Source organism: Salinicola sp. MH3R3-1 (assembly GCF_001937155.1).
In the GTDB taxonomy this organism is placed as follows: domain Bacteria; phylum Pseudomonadota; class Gammaproteobacteria; order Pseudomonadales; family Halomonadaceae; genus Salinicola; species Salinicola halophyticus.
The window spans coordinates 14,310-31,777 of sequence record NZ_MSDP01000008.1 but is presented as its reverse complement, the minus strand read 5'-3'; the positions used below and the strand labels follow the sequence as shown (position 1 = coordinate 31,777).

The following is a 17,468-nucleotide window of genomic DNA, read 5'->3' as shown; positions in this document are numbered from 1 at the left end:
ATCCCTGCGGGCGGCTCCGCTGCTCGTGGCGGCGGCTCTGGACGACAGCCACAGTGTAAAACGTTTCCTGCGGCAGTTTATTGCGAAAGAAAGCGCTAACCGAAGCATATTGGCATAAAATTGCCGAGAATATTCAAATTCAGGTAGAAATCACCCATGAGCCCGCCGGCGCCGCTAGCCCTGGATCGATACGATCGACGCATACTCGAACTCCTCCAGCAGGAGGGGCGTATCAGCAATCAGGAACTGGCCGACCGTATCGGCCTTTCGCCCTCCCCCTGCCTGCGACGCGTCAGGGCGCTGGAAGAGAATGGCCTGATCGTGCGATATCGCGCCGATGTCGACGCGCGTCATCTGGGTTACCAGCTGATGGCGCTACTGCATATTTCGATGGATCTTCACACCCCGGAGCGCTTCGACAACTTCGAGCGCCACATTCGAGAAGTGCCCAACGTCATCGAGTGCCTGATCATCACCGGTCAGGCGGCGGACTTCCAGCTCAAGATTCTGGTGCGCGACATGGACGACTACCAGCATCTACTTCTGCACGTCATCAACCGCATCGAGGGCGTCACCGGCGCCCATACCAGTTTCGTCCTGCGGCGCGTGTTCGAGAATCGCGGCGTGCCGGTGGAGCTCTGACCCCGTATCTGCCCCTGAGCCCCTGAATGGCAGAAGTGCCCCGCGCCGCGCGAATTAGGCCATACTCATGCATGACGACGCCCGACCGATCACAACACAGGAAAATGCAATGTCTCTTCGCCGTACCCTGCTCGCCTCGCTGCTGCCGCTGGCCGCCGCCATCCTGACGCCGGCACAGGCTCAGCAGTCGAGCGAACCACAGGTCGATACCGAGCAGTTCCAGTCCTGGGAAGTGCGCTGCCCCAAGGGCGGTGAGCGCCAGAGCTGCGTGATGAGCCAGATGGTCAGCAACCCGGACAGCGACGACTCGCTGATGCGCGCCATGGTCGGCCTTCCGGCTCAGGCCGACGGTCCGGTCATGGTCTTCCTGCTACCGCTGGGCGTGCGTCTGGCACCGGGTATCCAGCTTCAGGTGGACAACAACGAGCCGGTGGGCATGCCCTATCAGGTCTGCCTGCAACAAGGCTGCCGCGCCAATCTGGCGCTGTCGCCGCAGTTGCTCGCTCAGCTGCGCGGCGGCAACAAGGCCACCGTCAGCGTCATCGCCCCCGACGGCAAGCGGCTCGACATGGACCTGTCGCTGATGGGCTTCACCAGCGCCAGCCAGCGAATCGCCTCGCAGTAAAGGGCCCCGCTTCCGCATGCGAGATGTCAGGCCCGGCGCCCTGCGCTGGGCCGCATCGGCGGGCCCATCCCGACGGCGTACTGTCGGCGCTGTTCGCCAGCTCCCATTAGACGATTGCGCAATTGTCGGGCCGTGATGTCTGAGTTAAGACTTTGCATGCAAAGTTCATCTTGAAGACTCACTTTCAAAGACAAGCATGCCCAGCGAGGTCATCATGAAACGATCCAGCGCGCCCCGTCATCTCAGCCTGCTGTTGTCCGCCGCCGTTCTGGCCTCGCCACTGGCATGGGCGGATTATCCCGAAAAGCCGATCACCCTGATCGTGCCCTGGGCGGCAGGCGGCGGTACCGATGCAACCGCCCGCATCATCGCCTCCTCGCTGGAGGAGCAGCTCGGCCAGACGATCAACGTCCAGAACCGAACCGGTGGCAGTGGCGTCGTCGGCCATACCGCGATTGCCAACGCCAAACCGGACGGTTACACCCTGGGCCTGGCGACCGTCGAAGTCGCGATGATGCACTGGCAAGGGCTGACCGACCTGACCTATCAGGATTTCACGCCGATCGCGCAGATCAACTTCGACTCCGCCAGTCTCTCGGTCGCTGACGACTCGGCGTTCAAGGGTCTCGAAGACTTCGTGACCAAGGTCAAGGACAACCCGCAAGGCACCTATACGGCATCCGGTACCGGCCTGGGCGGCATCTGGCACGTGGCACTCAACGGTTTTCTGATGGATCAGGACATTGCCGCCGGGAAGATTACCTGGATTCCCAGCCAGGGTTCGGCGCCGGCCATGACCGAGCTGGCGTCCGACAGTATTGACCTGGTGGCATCTTCACTGCCGGAAGCCAGATCGATGATCGACGCCGGAGAACTTCACAGCCTCGGCGTCATGACCCCTGAAAGACTCGAAGGCTTTCCCGATATCCCCACCTTCAAGGAGCAGATCGGGAGTGATTTCACGCTCGGCGCCTGGCGTGGCATTGTCGGACCCAAAGGGATGGATGAAGACGTGGTGGCAACGCTGGAAGACGCCCTCAAGAAAGCCTACGACAGCGACGCCTATCAGAACTTCATGGCCAAACAGGGTTACGGCGTGGTGTGGCGAGACGCCGATGACTTCGCGCAGTTGATGGCCGAAGACGACGAGAAGTTCGGCAAGATCATGGGCGAGATGGGACTGACGAACTAGATCGCTACCGCGACATGGGCATGAGTGAACCGACAACCCTAGAATAGGGTTCTTCTCGAGGATAGGGTTTATCCTCAGGATAATGTCTGTTCCATCCGGGCCGGCGCAGCAAATGCCCGGTCCGTCTTGTTTCTTTTCCCCAGCCACGACAGGAAGCCGTAGCCATGCAACTGCCAGAGAATCCATTCAAACGCTCGCTCGATGGCAATACACGCTATGGCTGCTGGGCCGGGTTCGGTACCGGCTACGCGACCGAGATTCTTGCCACTACCGGCTTTGACTGGCTGCTGATCGACGGCGAACATGCGCCCAATACGGTGCCCTCCGTACTGGCCCAGTTGCAGGCTATCGCTCCCTATGCGATCGCCCCCGATACCATCACCCCTAATACCATCACCCCCAATACCATCATGACCTATGCCTGCGCCCCGGTGGTGCGAACCGTCAACCACGACCCGGCCCTGATCAAGCAGCTACTCGATATCGGCGCCCAGACGTTGATGATTCCCATGGTCGACACGGCCGAGCAGGCGGCGAAGCTGGTGGCGGCGACCCGCTATCCGCCTCACGGTTTCCGGGGTGTCGGGGGCGGTCTGACCCGGGCGACGCGCTGGGACAGCGTCGAGGATTACCTGGCACGCGCCCATGAAGAACTCTGTCTGGTGGTGCAGGTGGAATCTCAGAGCGGCGTCGATAACGCCGAAGCGATCGCGGCCACCGAGGGTGTCGATGCCGTCTTCGTCGGCCCGGTGGATCTCTCCACCGGTGTCGGTCACGCCGGCAACCCCAACCATCCGGACGTGCAAAAGATGATTCGTCACACGCTCGAGGTCACCCATGCCGCCGGCAAGGCGGCCGGCATCCTCGCGCCTGCCGAGGCGGATGCCAAACGGTATGCCGAATGGGGGTTCGATTTCATCGCCGTCGGCATCGATATCAGCCTGCTGCACCAGGCCGCCATCGAAACGATTTCCCGCTACAAGCCGGACACGCCCAAACCCAGGTCGAGCCTGGGATATTGAAGCAGCGAGAGGCATGATCGCCCGGTGACGTCGGATAAAAAACGCGCTCCGTGGAGCGCGTTCGCTATCCGCCTTATCAACCGATCAACCCTCACGCATAGGTGTTGATCTGCGTTCCCACACTACCGGACGAGGCCAGCTCGGCTGTCGGTGCCACGGAAGACATCAGCTGCTCGATGTGCGAGGCCTGCCCATCGAGAGACTTCTTCAGCAGGCTGTTCTGCGCTTCCTGGCCCTGATTGAAATTCTGCAGCGCCAACGCTGTGCCGACGGCGGCATTGACTGCGGTATCCATCGCAAACTCCTTGATCTGAAGGAAGGTGATGCGTCCACCTGTCTTACGGTTTTGTCGATCTTTCGGTCCATCCACTCGGGTATCGGCCGATCCGGGCATCAACTTTAGCCATCGACGATCGACATGATCCGATAGACGACGGCCGCCGCACCGGAAACGCGCTGACCTATCGGCTACGCTTGCCCGTGGGATTTCACACCAAGGAAAGTTCGATGCTCAAGCTCCTGCCCACGACCGCGCTCGCCTTGTTGACCGTCACCGCCTTGAGCGCCTGCCAGCAACACGACTCCCCGACTCGGGATGACGGCGTCTCCACCCAGGCATTCCACACCGCGGATTATCCGCTGAGCGTGACATATGACACCGAATTGACGCGTGTCGATGGCGAGGCGTCCAGCTACTTCGACAACGGTGGCTGGCAACTCGAAGATGACGCACCCGGTGATCGATTGATCCTGTTGAAGCTGCCCGAGTCCGACGAGATCACCACGGCGCTATGGCGCCTCGGGGCGAGCGATGACGCGAGCGCCGTCGACCATTGCCTGACCGTGCCGGCCAACGCCCAGGCGATGTCGTCGAAAACGACCATCGGCGGGAAAGCCTTCAGTGGATTCACCCTCGGCGACGCGGGCATGAGTCATTTCCAGAACGCCGAGGGCTATCGCGCCATGATCGATGGCCGCTGCTACGCCATCGACCTGATCGTCCAGGGCACCAACGGCGAAGTCTACGACCCGCCGCGCAAGGCTCCGTTTTCCGTGGATGACGCCATGAGTCGGCTGCGCTCGATCAATGACGGGGTTTCGTTCGACCGCGAATGAGGCTCAGGCGGGACCGGATGTCGCGTTTAGCCGGCCTGGCGCAGCCGCGGGGCATCGCCATGAAGCGGCTGGTAAACTGCGAGCGCTCGTTCCAAGGATTGAATCACCCATGAAGACCATCGGAGCCCACGTCAGCGCCGCAGGCGGTGTCGATCAGGCAGTGAGTCGCGCCACCAAAATCGGTGCCAACGCCTTTGCCCTGTTCACCAAGAATCAGCGCCAATGGAACGCCAAGCCGTTGGAAGAGACCACGATAGAGGCGTTCAAGACGGCCTGTCGCGAGCAGGGATTCGGCCCGGACCAGATCCTTCCTCACGACAGTTACCTGATCAACCTGGGTCATCCGGAAGCCGACGGGCTGGCCAAGTCTCGGGCTGCATTCCTCGATGAGTGCCAGCGCTGCGAACAGCTGGGACTGACACTGCTCAACTTCCATCCAGGCAGTCATCTCAAGAAAATCAGCGAACGCGACTGCCTGGCGCGAATCGCGGAGTCGATCAACGAGGCGCACGCGGCCACTCATTCCGTCGTCGCCGTGATCGAAAACACGGCCGGGCAAGGCTCCAATCTCGGTTTTCGCTTCGAACAGCTGGCCGAGATCATCGAACAGGTGGACGACAAGAATCGCGTCGGCGCCTGCATCGATACCTGCCACGCCTTCGCCGCCGGCTACGATCTGCGCACCGAAGACGCCGCCGTCGCCATGCTCGATGAATTCGAGCATATCGTCGGCATCCGATATCTGCGTGGCATGCACCTCAACGACGCCAAGAGCGAATTCGGCAGTCGCGTCGATCGTCATCACAGCCTGGGCAAGGGCAATATCGGGCTCCCCGGATTCACCGCCTTGATGCGCGACAGCCGCACCGACGGCATCCCGCTGATTCTCGAAACCGTCGAGCCGGCCATCTGGCCCCAGGAGATCCAGTGGCTGCGCGATCAGCAGCACACCGTCTGAGCGTGCCCTATCTGATTCCCAAACCCGAGTCTCGAACTCGCTTTCCAGGCCTGGCCCGCGAAAGCTGGCTCTGACACCACTTAGCTCCAAGGAACTGCTCGACATGGATGGATTCTTCAACTGGCTCGGCGAAGCGATCGGTAACGTGATTCGCACCGTGGTCAATGGCCTGCATGCCGTCTTCGGCAATCTATGGCAGGCAATCGACGGTTTCGTCGACGGTTTGACCGGTTCGCTCGGCATCAACGACTCGATCTTCAGCATCGTCGTGCTGGTGATTGGCGTTTTGCTGCTGCTCAACGGCATCCGGTCGCTGATTCGGGGCGGCGTCGTCGGCGGTATCGTCTGGCTGCTGCTCGGCCTGCTGATACTCAGCTGGCTGATCCGCTGAGCTGAATATCCGCGACTCGCGAGCTATTGCCCATTCCTGTTTGATCGGCGATCCAAACTTGTCATCGCTGGCCTCGTCTACCACCTTGAAGTCGCAGGGCCGCATTGATTAGCGGCCTATCGACGGCAAGTCCTGCCGTCCTTCCTCTCGAGGAAACAGGCCAAGGAGGCAAAATCGATGAGTCAGTCACTCAAATCGCAGCAAAACGGCGTCGACGTTTACAATCAGTTCATTGGCGGCCAGTGGCTTACCGGCGACGGCGAGCTGCTGGACGTGCTCAACCCGGCGACCGGCGACGTCATCGCCCGCGCCCAGCTGGCCGATGAAAAACTCGCGGATCAGGCCCTCCAGGCCGCCCAGAAGGCGTTTCCGGCCTGGTCGCGCAAGACCGCCGTCGAGCGCGCCGATTATCTTTATCGCCTGGTCGAACTGCTTCAGGAAAACCGCGAGCGTCTGGCTCGCCTGATCACCACCGAACAGGGCAAGCCGCTGTCGGAGGCGGATGCCGACGTCGGGATGTGCTGCGATCTGATCCGCTTCGCGGCGGAGAACACCCGGCGGCTCGAGGGCGACATCATCCCCGCGGACGATCCCGACGAGCAGATCTGGATCCAGAAAGTGCCGCATGGCGTGGTCGTGGGGATCACAGCCTGGAACTTCCCCGCGGCGCTGATCGGGCGCAAGCTCGGGCCGGCGCTGGCGGCGGGCAACACCATCGTGCTCAAGCCGTCCGAAGAGACGCCGCTGACGGCGCTGGAGATCGTCGAGCTGGCGCGCCAGGCAGGCATTCCCGATGGCGTGGTCAATCTGGTCAACGGCCGCGGACGCGAGATCGGCAATCACCTGATCACAAGCCCGATCACCCAACTGGTGAGCATGACCGGTAGCGTGCGCGGTGGCCGCGAGATCAACAAGGCCGCCGCCGAGCATCTCAAGATTGTAAGGCTCGAGCTGGGCGGCAAGGCGCCGTTCATCGTTATGGACGACGCCGATCTCGACCCGGCCGTCGATGCCGCCATCGCCTCGCGCTACAACAACTGCGGACAGGTCTGTACCTGCAACGAACGCATGTACGTGCAGTCAGGCATCTACGATCGCTTCCTGGAGCGTTTCAAGCAGCGTGTCGAGGCGCTCAAGGTCGGCAACCCGTTGACCGACAATGACGTCGACATGGGGCCGAAGATCAACGCCGCCGAACTCGACAAGATCCACGACATGGTCGAGCACGCCCAGAGCCAGGGCGCGACGCTGTTGACCGGCGGCAAACGTCTGACCGGCGGCGACTACGACAAGGGCAACTACTATGCCCCGACGATCCTCACCAATGTCGACAACGACATGGATATCATGAAAGACGAGATCTTCGGTCCGGTCGCACCAATCATGAAAGTGGACAGTTTCGAGCAGGCAATGGAGTACGCCAACGCTTCGGAATACGGCCTATCCGCCTATGTGTTCACCCAGAACGTAACGCAGCTGATGGCGCTGACCCGCGAGCTCGACTTCGGCGAAATCTACGTCAACCGTGGCGGCGGCGAGTCGGTTCAGGGTTTCCACAAGGGCTACCGCAACAGCGGGCTGGGCGGCGAAGACGGCAAGTACGGCCTCGAAGCCTACGTCAAGAGCAAGACGATGTACGTGCACTATTCATAACGTCCACGTCCACCACGTACGACGCATCATGCACTATGCTGCGTGACAGTCTGGTTCAGCTTCACGTTCCAGCCATGCAACGGGCCGCCAATGGCGGCCCGTTGTCGTTGGCGGCTATTGCTGATTCCACGACAGCAGCACGTGGTCACGATAACACCACACGATGAGCACACCGGCGACGAGCATGACGAGCGCCACCGCCAGAAGTATCGATCCCGTCGCCCAAAAACCGGCCGTCACGCTCACGATCAGCCCACCGAGCGGCTGGGTAAGATTGTTGAGCATTACCACCAAACCGGTCGTCTTGCCGAAGTCTTCCGGCGGAATGACCCGACGGCGCAGGCTGCGAATCGACACGCTGAACATCTTGTCGAAGCCCACCACCAGCAGGAATCCCAGCGCGTAGAGCCAGGACATGGCGGTCACGCTTACCATCAGCCCGCCCAGCGCCATCGCCGTATACGCCACCAGCCCCAGCCGATCCGCCGGAATCAGCGATCTTGCAGTGAACAGCAGCACCAGGACAGTGGCCAGCGCGCCGCCGGCCTGCAAGGCACCGTAGTAGATTTCGCCATGGCCCTGAATGCCGGTGACTATCGCCGGCGCCGTTGCCAGCAGCGTCCCCAGCAGCAGATTGACGGCCATCGCCAGCCCGATCGATGCCGGCAAAGCGGGACTGGTTCTCAGGTGACGGCCAGCGATCAACAGCGCCCGATACCCGTTGGGCGAAGCCGATCGTGGTACCGGAAGCTCGGGCCGGGCCACACGTTGCCATCGCCACACCGTGATATCGCTCAGCAAAAACCCGAGCGCGATGACCACTACCACCACTTCCCATTCAAGTTGGGCCAACAGCGCTGCCGCGAACACCGGGCCAAGTACCGTGCCCAATTGATCGAACAGCTGGGCGTGGGAGATCAGCCTTTCGTAGCGCGCCGAACCGAACGCCTGCACCAGTAGCATTTCTCGCGCCATCACGCCCTGGGTCGACAGCACGCCGACCACGGCCGACAGTCCGATCAGCCACGCCACATGGGGCAGTGCCAGATATCCCAGGATCGCGAACACGCAGGTGGCCATGCGCCAGCGCTGACTCAGCCGCAGCAGAAGATCGTTACGATGGCGATCGCAAAGCTGGCCGCACAGCGGAAATGCCACGAAGCGCGGCAGGGTCTCGAAGAAGAACGCCAGACCCGACCAGGCGACGCTGCCGGTGAGCTGATAGATCACCAGCGGCACCAGGAACAGCAGCATCTGGTCGGCCAGTCGCGATAGCAGCAGCGACACGAAGAAGTGGTGGTTGGAAGATATCATCTGTCCCGCAGCCTCGCCTAAATGACCGGAAATGTCGAGAGTTCCTCGGTCATCGGCCCAGACCCGCCCCTGACAGATGGCTCAGGAACTGACTGAACGCCGGCGTCTCATAACCTTTGCGCCAGGCCAGCTGAGTCTTCACGCGGCACAGGGGCGTCACATCGAGCGTCTCGGGTATCTTCATGGTGTCGAGAACGCTCTCCGGCAGCACCGTCACGCAACGGCCGGTGCTGGCGAGGGCCACCATCACGTGATACGAGGATGTCTCCTGGACCGTCCAGTCATCGCTTTCCGGCAAATTCAAGGTCTCTTCCGCGATACGCCGGTAGGTGCAACCCGGTGGAAATGCCGCCAGCGTTCTCAACGTAGAATCCTGCAGGTCGGCAATCCCCTTCGGCGACAGCAACAACAGCGACTCCTCCCAGGCGTCCTGGAACACGAGATCGAGAACCTCCAACCGATCCGACCATTCACTGCCGAGAAACGACGGCGGGATCGCCAGGAATGCGCAGTCGATTCGCCCCGAACGAACATCGTCCATCAGCGTCATCGAGGGTCCGGTCCGGAGCTCCAGGCGCACCTCGGGGAATGCCGCATCGAAGCTCGCCAGGCAGTCCGGCAGGCGACTGGCGGCAGTCGCTTCCATGCTTCCGATACGGATCGTGCCCGGGGCTCGACCGCCGGTCACCACGTGCATCGATTCGGCCCGCAGCGCGAGCAGCTTCTCGGCATAGTCGAGAAACATCTCACCCGAGTGCGACAGCGAGATCCGCTTGCCAGTGCGTACCAGCAGATCGATACCGAGGCTCGCCTCCAGCTTCTGCAGCTTGGTCGTCACGTTCGAGGGGCTCTTGCCCAGACGCCTCGCGGCACCGGTCACGCTCAGCTCCCTGGCGACGCAGACGAAAATCCTGAGCGATTCGAAATCATCCATGTCGCCTGCCTCGCCGGGCCGAGTATCGATGCCCGCCCGTCATGTCAGCGCGGCCTTGACGTCCTCGAGAGAGACTTCCGTTCTCATCTTCAGCGTATCCGGCGCCAGCTCTTTCTCCGACAGACTGTTCAGCCAGGCCCGCCTCGGCGTGGCGCGATAGAAACGCTTGATTCCATCGCCCAGAAAGCTCGTCAGATCGACCGTGTCATCGGGGTACAGCAGGCGGAACGCCTTCTCGGCCTCGTCGATATCCGCGACCTCGCCGGCCTCACACTGCAGATAGATGCCGCGCAGGTTATTCGTCCCTCTGGTGCGGGTCGAGTCGTAGAACGTGAGAAAAGCCCGGGGATTGGCCGCAATGTTGTGTGAATGCACGGCCTCCTTCCATGAGGACCAGTAGAACGTCAACGCCGAGTCGGGTATGGCCGTCACCGGGGTGTTCCAGGGCACATCGTCCCGGGAGGTCGCGATATTGGCGTAGAGACAATTCGCCAGTAAGTCGGCGCTGCGTTCAGCAAGATCAATGGACATCACGTCACCTGTATTTTCATATCGAGAACGAAAACAATAATTCATTCTCAATAAGAGAACAATAGGGGCGCGCGTGAACGCGAACCGATCATCGAAAGCGTTGCCAGACGATTCGTGTATATCGTTCGTGCGCCGCTCATTCCCCGCTCATGCCTCCGGATACAGGCTGCTCGAAGGCACGAAAAGGCCGCTACGGATAGCGGCCTGGATTCCAGCGAGAGAGCCCTGTCAGACCGTTACACGGAACGGCCCCATGAAACGGTTTCGTAAAGCGGTTCCATAAATGCCCTGTGCGCTACCGCACCATCAGGCATCCGCCAGCGCGCGCTCGACCATTTCGAACACATTGGGCGACAGTTTCTCGGCGCGGATACGCTCGAGTTCGGCTTTCATCAACGCCTGACGCGTCTCGTCGAAACGCTGCCAGCGGGTCAGCGGCGTGATGATGCGTGCGGCAATCTCCGGATTGAGGCGATTGAGCTCGATCACGACATCTGCCAGCAGTTTGTAACCTTCGCCATCGAGGCGATGGAAATTGATCCGGTTCTGGGCAAAGGCACCGACCAGCGCGCGCACCTTGTTGGGATTCTTCATCGAGAACAGCGGATGTCCCATCAGGAAGCGAACGCGTTCGAGCACATCGGCCTGCGGGCGAGTGACCTGGATCGTGAACCACTGATCCATGACCAGCGGATCGTGGGCCCACTTCTCGCCGAACGCCTTGAGCGCCGGTTCGGCCAGATCGGTGCGATCGCTGTGCGCCAGCAAGGTAAGCGCGGCACGCACATCGGTCATGTTGGCACTCTGCTCCAGCTGTTGCTGCGTCAGGCTGACGGCCTCGTCGTTCTCGATGCTCATCAGATAGGCGAGTGCGACGTTCTTGAGACGCCGCTGAGCGATCTGCTCCGGTGTGGGCGCGTAGGGCTCTTCGCTCAGATTGTCACGATAGACGGCGAGGAAATCGTCGCGCAGCTGCCAGGCCAGCGACTGACGCACGAACTCCCGCGCGGCGTGAATCGCATCGACATCGACCATCGGCTGCTGTTCGGCGATATACGCTGCCGACGGCAGCGTCAGCATCTCCGCCAGCACCGCCTTGTCGTCGCCAGGTTCGTTGAGCAGGCTGCGATAGGCCTCGATCAGGCGACTGTCCATCACCTTCTCGACGCCGTTACGGTGCGCCGCGATCAGATCGTCCAGCGCCAGCAGGGTCAGACGCTGACCGGCGTCCCAGCGGTTGAAACCATCGGTGTCGTGGGTCAGCAGGAACGCCAGCTCCTCCCGCGAATACGGGTAGCGAAGCTTCACCGGCGCGGAGAAACCGCGCAGCAACGACGGCACCGGCGCCTCCTCGACATCGGTGAACACGAAGGTCTGCTCCGCTTCACGCAGATGGATGACCGCGTCCTTGCCCAGTTTCTCGCTCTCGCCGTCTTCACCGCTCAGCGTCAAGGTCAGATCGTGGCCGGATTTGGTCCCGACCAGACCCAGCCGCACCGGAATGTGCAGTGGCAGCTTTTCGTGCTGGCCCGGGGTTGCCGGCGTGCGCTGAGACAGGCGCAGGTGATAGTTGCCCGTGGCGTAATCGTATTCGCCATGGGCATCGATCTCCGGCGTTCCCGCCTGGGAATACCAGCGCATGAACTGATCGAGATCCAGCCCGGATACCTCTGCCATGCAGCCGACGAAATCCTCGATCGTCACTGCCTGACCGTCGAAGCGTTCGAAGTAGAGATCGCTGCCACGCCGGAAGTCTTCCCAGCCCAGCAGGTGTCGCAACATGCGCACCACCTCGGCACCCTTCTCGTAGATGGTCAGGGTGTAGAAATTGGAGATCTCGATGTAGTGATCGGGCCGGATTGGGTGGGCAGTCGGGCCGGCGTCTTCGGCGAACTGCGCGGTGCGGAAGAACGAGACGTCCTCGATCCGCTTGACCGGCGCCGAGTTGACGTCGGCGGAGAAAGTCTGGTCGCGGAAGACGGTGAAGCCTTCCTTCAACGACAGTTGAAACCAGTCTCGGCAGGTGACGCGGTTGCCCGACCAGTTATGAAAATACTCGTGGGCGACGATACCCTCGACCCGCTGGAAGGTCGCATCGGTGGCGGTCTGCGGATGGGTCAGCACCGCCGCCGAGTTGAAGATGTTGAGCCCCTTGTTCTCCATCGCGCCCATGTTGAAGTCGTTGACGGCGACGATCATGAAGCGGTCGAGATCGTACTCGCGGCCGTAGGTCTCTTCGTCCCACTGCATCGAACGCTTGAGCGACGCCATGGCGTGCTCGGTCTTGTCGAGATTCTCCGCCTCGACCCAGATCTGCAGCAAGACGTCGCGACCACTCATCGTGGTGTAGTGGTCCTCGACTTTTTCCAGGCTGCCTGCAACCAGCGCGAACAGATAGCTGGGCTTGGGGTGCGGATCTTCCCAAGTCACGAAATGACGACCGTTGGGCAGCTCGCCCTGCTCCACCGGGTTGCCGTTGGAAAGCAGCACCGGCATCGACTCGCGATCGCCGATCAGCGTGGTCGAGAACGTCGCCATCACGTCCGGCCGATCGGGATAGAACGTGATTCGGCGAAAGCCTTCCGGCTCGCACTGGGTACAGAACATGCCGTTGGAGCGGTACAGGCCTTCCAGCGCGGTGTTGGCGTCGGGGTCGATCTCGACTTCGGTATCGAGCAGAAAGCGCTCCGGCACCGTGGGGATGGTCAGCGTCTCGTCGCCGACCGTGAACTCGTCGGCGTCCAGCATCTGGCCGTCGATCGCGACGCTGATCAGTTTGATCTGCTCACCCGCCAGCTCCAGCGGCAGGCCGGCCCCATTCTCGTTTGGCTCGCGACCAGGGTGACGTTCCACGTGCAAGCGTGCCTTGACCCGGGTGGCAGACGGCTCGAGATCGAAGCTGAGCTCGGTGTGCGTGACGCGGTACGCCGGCGGCAGATAATCCTTGAGATAGGTCGCTTGCATCTCAGACATGGCAACGCTCCTTGCAGAAATGGGTAGGTCGAATCGGCGGAGCGCATCAGAGAACCGAACCCGGATCACGGGATCGAGTCCGTCGTAATTCATCGATGCCCCTGCCGATCGACGATCGGACACCATTCTACCCGCGTGGCCGGCGCAATATCGAATCGCTGACGTGGCTATGGATAGTCAAGGCTCTGGGTAGCCGTGGCTAGAATGCCAGGAAGGGAAACAGCGGCAGCCGTCGAGGGGTCAACGTCGCTCGGAGGCATCTTCCGACCAGACGCCGCGCACCGGGCACTGCAGGCTAGGTAGCGGGCGCGTCACGATCCAGACCGCGAGCCCGGCAAGACCCACGATCAGGCCGATCTTGAGCGGCCAGTGGGAAACGGTAAAAGCGATGATCGCACACGACACGCTGAGCATGACCACGGCCATGATCTTGGCGTGCTTGGGGATGGCGCGCTCCCGCTCCCAGGACTGGATCGGCGGACCGAAGCGCGGGTGATTGCGAATCCAGTTGGCGAACCGGGGAGAGCCTCGGGAAGCCAGCCAGACCGCCGCCAGCATGAAACACGTGGTCGGCATCACCGGCAGAAAGAGACCGATCACGCCCAGCGCGAAGCTGATGGCGGCCAAGGTGACATAAATGGCATTACGCATGCCGGACATCCCCACTCCGGTGTGTCGATAGCGCCACCCGAGAGCGACGCCAGAACAGGTAGTGTAAACCAGCCCCGGTCACCCGCTCCAATGTCCAGCCATGGAAAAGGCCAATGTCGGCGGTAGAAAGACCGACCATTCACATGGCGGCGGTTAGTATCGCCCGGCCATCCGGTCTGGGCACGCTGGGGCTGAATAGCGAGACAGCTGCTGCCGCACTCCGCCCATGCTTTCACGCTTCATGCCCCGCTTCAGGGTGAGTAATTATCCATGACGCGCTGATACTGACTCGGCGCCGCACCGATGTGACGACGAAAGAAACGGGTAAAATGCCCCTGCTCGGAGAAGCCCAGCTCCTGAGCCAGATTGCCTAGAGAGCCTTGGCGGTTATCGGCCAGCCACTGAAACGCCGAACTCATGCGCCCCATGTTGGCCAGCATCTGAGGGGTCATCCCCGTGGTTTTTTTGAACAGCGAGAAGAAATGCGCGCGTGATAGTCCACACTGTCGAGCAATCAGATCGAGATCCAGCTCGCCCGGCGCGGATTCGAGAATGAGCCCGATGCCTCGTCGTATACGGACGTCGTAGAAATCGCCCGCAGTACCCGCCTTCAATCTGGCCAGATGATGCCAATCGGAGTGCTTTTCGACGATCGATATCAAGAGATCGAACAGCAGGCTCTCCATTTTTTCCCGGGGCATCGGCCCAAACCCGAGCATCTCGCCGATCAGGATATCTGCCTGACGACGCATGCGAGGGGTCAGTTCGATACACGGCTGTGCGAAAAAATCGGGGCGAGCGCTGGTCGAGAGATCCGTTTGAAGCGCTGCGAGCCAGCGTGGTTCGATATACAGTGCCAGAATCACACTTTCGGATACGCCGGCCTGGTGGTCGTAATAGTGAGGTTCCCAGGCGTTGACGAGCACGGCGGTGTCATCGGTGAGCGGTAGTCGACGCCCGCGCACCGAGAAATAGGTGTTCTGCCCGGTGGCCTTGATGAGGACGTGACACTCAGAATGGGCATGAGGCACCAGCGGCTCGTCCATATCCAACAAGGCGATTCGTCCGAACCCCCCATGAAAGATTCGATAAGCATTCGACATAGTGCCTCTCGGTCATCCCGATTATGTTGATGGCCAACGCCCCACAATATCATTCCGAAGCCGATCCAACGGTGGCATTGGACCAAAGATGAAACCGCTCACGAAGCGATGATTAGCTGACGTCACGCCATCCCGATCTCGCCAGGCACCACCGCGCCTGCCTTTCACCGATGCACCGCCTAGACCCGGCTGCCGTCGACAGGAGCGTTCTCGCTCGGCGTTGCCGATACGCCGTCGACGGGGGCCTCGCGCAATATGGCCGATACTGCGATGCCAGCGACCAACGCCCAGAATGGTGAACTGATTCCCAACAGACTCAATTTGCTCATCGCCACTACCAGGGCCACGAAGGCCCCGATTTGATAACCGGACTGTTTGTTGAAGGCTTGCTGGAAAGCCGCCAGCAGCACACCGATCATCGCCACACCGGCAACACTGGCAATCAACGCCTTGGGCAGCGCCATGATCAGCGGCACCGCACCGCCCGCGAACAACCCGAAGGCGCAAAACAGCACGCCATTGACCAGCGTCGCGCCATAACGCTTTTCACGGTCGGCGCCGGCTTGATCGGAGGCGCAGATCGCCGTCATCGGTCCGGCAATGTTGGCGTTGTGCCCGCCGAGCAGCCCGGCCACAATGCCGCCGATGCCGCTGATGATCGTCATCGCGTTGACCGGCGGCCGATATCCCTCGGCCAGCAAGACGCCCGTCGCCTGGGCGTTTTCCGCCCCAAGCACCAGCGCTGCCAGCGGGATCGATATTGCCACGAAGGCATCGAACGAGAAATTCGGCCAGGTGAACTGTGGCGCCACCATCGCGATATCCACGCCGCCGGTCTGGATGGCACCCGTGAAATAGGCCATCAGAAAGCCCACTACCGCAGCGACCAGTACCGGCGGAACGGACTTCAAAAAGCGTGATGTCAGAAAGAAGGCAACGAGCGCCATTCCGGCAATCAGCGGCGCGGCGCCCACCGAGTCGACGGCCCCGACGCCGAAGCGAATCAACGCCCCGGCGATCATCGCCATGACGATCGGCATGGGCAGCCAGCGCATGATGCGCCCTACCCAGCCGCTGAGGCCCAGCAGAAGCACGATGAGGCCACTCAAGATGAACGCCCCGACCGCCTCGGCGAACGGTACCGTTACCAGTGCGGCGCTCATGATCGCCGCCCCCGGGATGGAATAGGCTCCCGTGATGGGTTGGCGATATCTAAGCGCCATGATCAAGCTGATTAGACCGCCGAGAAAATAGACCGCAAATAGCCACGCCACCGTCTGCCCATTGGTCAGATGTCCCGCGTTCGCCGCACTGATCACGATCAGCGCGGGTCCCGAGCAACCGAACAGCGCTGCAACGATTCCGGTACTGATGGACTTGAAGGAAAGAGCCGAACGCAGGTCTTTCCCCCAATGGATACGGTCTCCTCCCGGCAACGCAGCCCGGGTATCTTTTTGAGACATGGCGTGACTCCTCGTTATCGTTTTCTAGTTATCGTGTCGTTGCTGGTGAGCATTCAGCGGTCGCCGAATTTACTCCCCGCGGAACACCGCCTTGCGTTTGGCATGAAAGGCTTCGACCCCTTCGCGGAAGTCATTCGAGCTGCGCAGACGGCTGTAGCAGTGGCCTTCCATCTCGATGGCAACCGACAGCGGCGAGTCTTCGTTGTCGTTGATCAGCTTCTTGGCGGTGCGCTGTGCCAGCGGCGAAAAGCGACGCAACTCCTCGACCAGCGAGCGGGTGGCGGCTTCCAACTGATCATCCGGCACGCATTCGGTAGCGATACCCCACTCCAGAGCCTGCACCCCAGTAATGCGCTTGGCGCGCATGACCATGTGCTTGGTGCGGGTGATGCCGATGATCTTCTGCAGTCGAGCGGAGCCGCCGGATCCCGGAATCTGGCCCAGGTTCTGCTCGGGCAGGGCGTAGCGTGTGGTTTCGGAGGCGATGCGGAAATCACACGCCAGCGAAAGTTCGAAGCCGACGCCGAAGGTGTAACCGCGATTGGCGACGATGACCGGCTTCTCGCACCGTGCCGGTGCCGCCACGTTCCACGCCAGCTTGGAGACATGTTCCGGCGAAGCCTCCAGAAACCCCTTGATGTCACCGCCGCTGGAGAAATGCTCTCCTTCGGCACGCAACACGATGACTCGCACATCGTCGTGGCCGTCGAGCGCCTCGAATACCTGCCGCAGCACCTCCCGCTGCGACATGGCGATCACGTTGAGCGGCGGACGATTGAGAACAATATCGGCCCGCTCGTGATCGGCATCGACTTGCACCTCGAAGCCGTCGAACTCGGAAGCCAGAAAATCCTTGATCGCGGGTTGAGTCATGACAGTTCCTTGATTGGGTTGAATCGT

Annotated in this window: 17 protein-coding genes; 8 read left to right on the top strand and 9 right to left on the bottom strand. The window is 61.4% G+C overall.

Annotated elements, in window-relative coordinates:
- Positions 1-156 precede the first annotated feature (156 nt).
- The 4 genes from BTW08_RS06210 to BTW08_RS06195 all read left to right on the top strand — a co-directional run bounded on the left by BTW08_RS06210 (position 157) and on the right by BTW08_RS06195 (position 3,481).
- A complete protein-coding gene (locus BTW08_RS06210) occupies positions 157-642 on the top strand; it encodes an Lrp/AsnC family transcriptional regulator (protein ID WP_075561663.1) in 486 nt (161 codons plus the stop codon).
- Positions 643-751: 109 nt separating this feature from the next.
- Positions 752-1,267 (top strand): invasion associated locus B family protein, encoded by a 516-nt coding sequence (locus tag BTW08_RS06205; protein ID WP_075561662.1) that lies wholly within the window; start codon positions 752-754, stop codon positions 1,265-1,267.
- A gap of 214 nt (positions 1,268-1,481) precedes the next feature.
- The gene (locus BTW08_RS06200; protein ID WP_083627729.1) at positions 1,482-2,459 is read left to right on the top strand and encodes a tripartite tricarboxylate transporter substrate binding protein; all 978 of its coding nucleotides are present in this window, start codon (positions 1,482-1,484) and stop codon (positions 2,457-2,459) included.
- Between the two features lie 164 nt (positions 2,460-2,623).
- A complete protein-coding gene (locus BTW08_RS06195; protein WP_075561661.1) occupies positions 2,624-3,481 on the top strand; it encodes an HpcH/HpaI aldolase/citrate lyase family protein in 858 nt (285 codons plus the stop codon).
- Positions 3,482-3,572: 91 nt separating this feature from the next.
- Here the strand turns inward: BTW08_RS06195 and BTW08_RS06190 are convergent, their stop codons facing one another.
- The gene (locus BTW08_RS06190) at positions 3,573-3,776 is read right to left on the bottom strand and encodes a putative motility protein (RefSeq protein ID WP_075561660.1); all 204 of its coding nucleotides are present in this window, start codon (positions 3,774-3,776) and stop codon (positions 3,573-3,575) included.
- Positions 3,777-3,988: 212 nt separating this feature from the next.
- Here BTW08_RS06190 and BTW08_RS06185 point away from each other — a divergent pair, with 212 nt between their 5' ends.
- From BTW08_RS06185 to aldA, 4 genes are all read left to right on the top strand, one after another.
- Positions 3,989-4,597 carry a hypothetical protein gene (locus tag BTW08_RS06185; RefSeq protein WP_075561659.1) on the top strand — a complete coding sequence of 203 codons (609 nt, stop codon included), beginning with the start codon at positions 3,989-3,991 and terminating at the stop codon, positions 4,595-4,597.
- A 109-nt stretch (positions 4,598-4,706) separates the two neighbouring features.
- Positions 4,707-5,555, top strand: a complete 849-nt coding sequence (gene nfo, locus BTW08_RS06180) for a deoxyribonuclease IV (RefSeq protein WP_075561658.1) — start codon at positions 4,707-4,709, stop codon at positions 5,553-5,555.
- Positions 5,556-5,658: 103 nt separating this feature from the next.
- Complete coding sequence (locus BTW08_RS06175) at positions 5,659-5,946, top strand: hypothetical protein (protein WP_075561657.1); 288 nt, start codon at positions 5,659-5,661, stop codon at positions 5,944-5,946.
- A gap of 177 nt (positions 5,947-6,123) precedes the next feature.
- Positions 6,124-7,599, top strand: coding sequence for an aldehyde dehydrogenase (aldA, locus tag BTW08_RS06170; protein WP_075561656.1), 1,476 nt, complete (start codon positions 6,124-6,126; stop codon positions 7,597-7,599).
- Between the two features lie 114 nt (positions 7,600-7,713).
- On the opposite strand, the gene BTW08_RS06165 is transcribed toward aldA, so the two are convergent.
- The 8 genes from BTW08_RS06165 to BTW08_RS06130 all read right to left on the bottom strand — a co-directional run bounded on the left by BTW08_RS06165 (position 7,714) and on the right by BTW08_RS06130 (position 17,441).
- Positions 7,714-8,913 carry an MFS transporter gene (locus BTW08_RS06165; protein WP_075561655.1) on the bottom strand — a complete coding sequence of 400 codons (1,200 nt, stop codon included), beginning with the start codon at positions 8,911-8,913 and terminating at the stop codon, positions 7,714-7,716.
- Positions 8,914-8,962: 49 nt separating this feature from the next.
- Positions 8,963-9,847: a LysR family transcriptional regulator gene (locus BTW08_RS06160; protein ID WP_075561654.1), complete on the bottom strand. Its 885-nt coding sequence runs from the start codon at positions 9,845-9,847 to the stop codon at positions 8,963-8,965.
- A 39-nt stretch (positions 9,848-9,886) separates the two neighbouring features.
- Positions 9,887-10,378 carry a pyridoxamine 5'-phosphate oxidase family protein gene (locus BTW08_RS06155; RefSeq protein WP_075561653.1) on the bottom strand — a complete coding sequence of 164 codons (492 nt, stop codon included), beginning with the start codon at positions 10,376-10,378 and terminating at the stop codon, positions 9,887-9,889.
- A 306-nt stretch (positions 10,379-10,684) separates the two neighbouring features.
- Positions 10,685-13,351, bottom strand: a complete 2,667-nt coding sequence (gene pepN / locus BTW08_RS06150; protein WP_075561652.1) for an aminopeptidase N — start codon at positions 13,349-13,351, stop codon at positions 10,685-10,687.
- 240 nt (positions 13,352-13,591) lie between these two features.
- Positions 13,592-14,002 carry a YbaN family protein gene (locus BTW08_RS06145; RefSeq protein ID WP_342588596.1) on the bottom strand — a complete coding sequence of 137 codons (411 nt, stop codon included), beginning with the start codon at positions 14,000-14,002 and terminating at the stop codon, positions 13,592-13,594.
- 251 nt (positions 14,003-14,253) lie between these two features.
- Complete coding sequence (locus BTW08_RS06140; protein ID WP_246837664.1) at positions 14,254-15,048, bottom strand: AraC family transcriptional regulator; 795 nt, start codon at positions 15,046-15,048, stop codon at positions 14,254-14,256.
- A gap of 236 nt (positions 15,049-15,284) precedes the next feature.
- Positions 15,285-16,568: a benzoate/H(+) symporter BenE family transporter gene (locus BTW08_RS06135; protein WP_083627715.1), complete on the bottom strand. Its 1,284-nt coding sequence runs from the start codon at positions 16,566-16,568 to the stop codon at positions 15,285-15,287.
- A 69-nt stretch (positions 16,569-16,637) separates the two neighbouring features.
- Positions 16,638-17,441: an enoyl-CoA hydratase/isomerase family protein gene (locus BTW08_RS06130; RefSeq protein ID WP_075561649.1), complete on the bottom strand. Its 804-nt coding sequence runs from the start codon at positions 17,439-17,441 to the stop codon at positions 16,638-16,640.
- Between the last annotated feature and the right edge of the window lie 27 nt (positions 17,442-17,468).